The organism is Metasolibacillus meyeri (assembly GCF_003049505.1).
Taxonomy (GTDB): Bacteria; Bacillota; Bacilli; order Bacillales_A; family Planococcaceae; genus Metasolibacillus; species Metasolibacillus meyeri.
Window position 1 is genome coordinate 1 of sequence record NZ_PYWN01000201.1, and the last position, 2,621, is coordinate 2,621.

The window sequence follows — 2,621 nt, forward strand, 5'->3', positions numbered from 1 at the left end:
AGATGTGTATAAGAGACAGGTTCTAAATCATCTCGCTCTTGTAAAGCTGTTTGTGAAAGAGATCTTTTTATATGTTTTTTGTAAATTTCAAAATAATTATTTTCAATGTCCTTATAACAAGTTTCAACTTTTTTCAATGTCCTCACTCCTAATACAATTTTTTAATTTTGCAATAGCCTTTTTATGAATATTTGAAATATTTTGCGGAGATGAATTCATTAGCTTTGCAACCTCCGTTCTTGTAAAGTTTTTTACGTAAATTAAATCTAAAACTGTATACTGGGTTTCGGTTAATACCTCTAAAGCTTGAAAAAGTAATTCATTACTAATTTCATCACGTAAGGTGATTTCTTCAGATTCAAAACTCATTTCACCTTCATTTTCAATTAATTCTTTAAAAGTTTCAGATTCAGCATCATCTTTTCCAATCTGCCTATCTAAAGAAAGAACATAGCGATTATTTATTCTTCTTATTTTTTTATCAAAATCAATAGCATAGTATCTAATCAAATTTTTAAAATACGAGTTTATTCTAATTTTTTCGTAATAGCTTTTAAACATCACTTCTACTTTATTTTTATTTTCCTGGGTTGGATTCAATATCGCATTCTCGAATAAAGTAAAATGCTCTTCATCTTCTAAGAAGCTTTTTACTAAGGGATTCTCTAAAACTTTATTATTATTTAGTAATTTTTTAATTTTCAAACTAGAATTATCAACCATTAATGTATCCACCTCTCGTAATATACTAATAAAGTAAGTGAAGAGGAAGGTGGTATTTTAAACCTTTTATTTTTTTATCGTATAATAAATACTTTGATTATAATAATCGCAGCAAATATTGAATATTGCATCCAAAAAACCAGCAATGCTGATAATTTGATTCATTTACCTAAATCTCTTAAAACATTTTATATTAATGAAGAAGCTTGCAACGAAGTATGACACTTGATAACAGAAGGTTTTATATGATTGATTATCTAAAGGTTTAGCACTCTATTTTGATGACATTAGTCAAAGAAAAATTAGTAAAAGTATTAAGCTGTCTTTGAAATTGTCGAAGTCCTTTTCCTTCAAGGTTTACATAACTTCCCCCTGATTGACTGTCCTATTTACAAATATTCGTCCAGTATCTCATGATATTAAATCTTATGTCTGTCACTTAAACTAATTGTTTGTCTATCAGTAATTGAAGCGATGTCGGTTCTTTTATCAATCATAAATGGCATGCTCCTATGTAATGAACATTAGCAATCAACACTTATGTATCATACAAGTTACAAATCACTGAAAATTTTTCTAATAGGAATTCTCTTTGAATTAAACGCAAATCAATTTGTTCATGCGAGTAATTAGGCTCCAATTCCCCCTTAATTACATAATCAATCAGAATAATCGCAAAATTCTTTACTATCCCCTTTAATTTGACCTGGCAATAATCAGGAAATTAAAGGGGATTATCGTTTAAAATTATACCTATTAAATCAAAATATATACTTTTTACTAATTTATAACACTAATTATTACAATTCTTCTATTTAAAATTTTCCTCCTTGTACCACTTAGATATTATAGAAGGAGATGAAAATTGATGAATACAGAGATAATTTTAAAACCGGTCAAAGTTTCAAAGTTGTTCAAGGCTCTAAGCAATATTCCCGACAATTTAGATAAAATTAGAGCTCGAGAACTCTGGGAAGAGGCAGACCAAGGCTCAGGATCTATTGTTGCTGTTTTAGATAGTGGTGTCCAAGTAGATCACCCAAATTTAGAACTAAATATTATTGATGGCTATAATTTCACAGAGGACGATGATGGCAATCCTAAAATATATAAAGACTATCTGGGACATGGAACACACGTTGCCGGAATAATAGCAGCCATTGACAATAATAAAGGGGTTATAGGGGTTGCACCTAAAAGTAAACTACTTATTTTGAAAGTAATTAATCATAAAGGGAGAGGCAACTTTGAGAGCTTAGTAAAGGGGATTATGTACGCAGTTGATTGGATTGGACCGAATGGGGAAAAGGTAAACATAATTAATATGTCATTAGGTGGGAAAGAGGGACATGAAGAACTGCATAAAGCAATAAAATACGCTCGTTCAAAAGGAATAGTATTAGTAGCTGCGGCTGGTAATGAAGGAGATGGGAATATTGATACAATAGAAATTTCATACCCTGGTTTTTACAAGGAAGTAATTCAAGTTGGTTCCATATCTGGAGCACAAACACCTTCAAAATTTTCTAATACAAATGTAAATTTAGATTTCGTTGGACCTGGTGAGAATATTTTATCTACACATTTAAATAATGATTATGTCGAGTTAACTGGAACATCTATGGCCTCACCTTTTGTTGCTGGTGCTGCTGCACTTATTATAAAAATAGTAAATCATTCTGAACCGCATTTAATTCCTATGTATGTATATGATTACTTTTTGTCACATGCTCTTCCATTGGAAAACTTCTCAATCAATCAAGTTGGAAATGGTTTTATTCAATTAAAATAGAGTTATTTTAGGAGGTATTTTATTTGAATTCAAAAGGAAAAATAGAAGTAATTCAATTTTATATATATATAAACGGTGGGGAAATTCTATTTAACCAAGAATACTC

Annotated in this window: 2 protein-coding genes; one reads left to right on the plus strand and one right to left on the minus strand. The window is 30.0% G+C overall.

The features are described 5' to 3' along the window. Positions 1-123: 123 nt before the first annotated feature. Positions 124-723, minus strand: coding sequence for a sigma-70 family RNA polymerase sigma factor (locus C9J34_RS20645; protein WP_107842051.1), 600 nt, complete (start codon positions 721-723; stop codon positions 124-126). A gap of 868 nt (positions 724-1,591) precedes the next feature. Between C9J34_RS20645 and C9J34_RS20650 the strand changes: the two genes are divergently transcribed. Further along, on the plus strand, positions 1,592-2,515 hold the full coding sequence (locus C9J34_RS20650) for a S8 family peptidase (RefSeq protein WP_107842052.1): 924 nt from the start codon (positions 1,592-1,594) through the stop codon (positions 2,513-2,515). The last annotated feature ends 106 nt before the right edge of the window (positions 2,516-2,621 follow it).

Bases quoted from the DNA above. Each gene is read 5' to 3' on its own strand.
- C9J34_RS20645 (WP_107842051.1), bottom strand. From the start codon at position 723: ATGGTTGATAATTCTAGTTTGAAAATTAAAAAATTACTAAATAATAAT.
- C9J34_RS20650 (WP_107842052.1), top strand. From the start codon at position 1,592: ATGAATACAGAGATAATTTTAAAACCGGTCAAAGTTTCAAAGTTGTTC.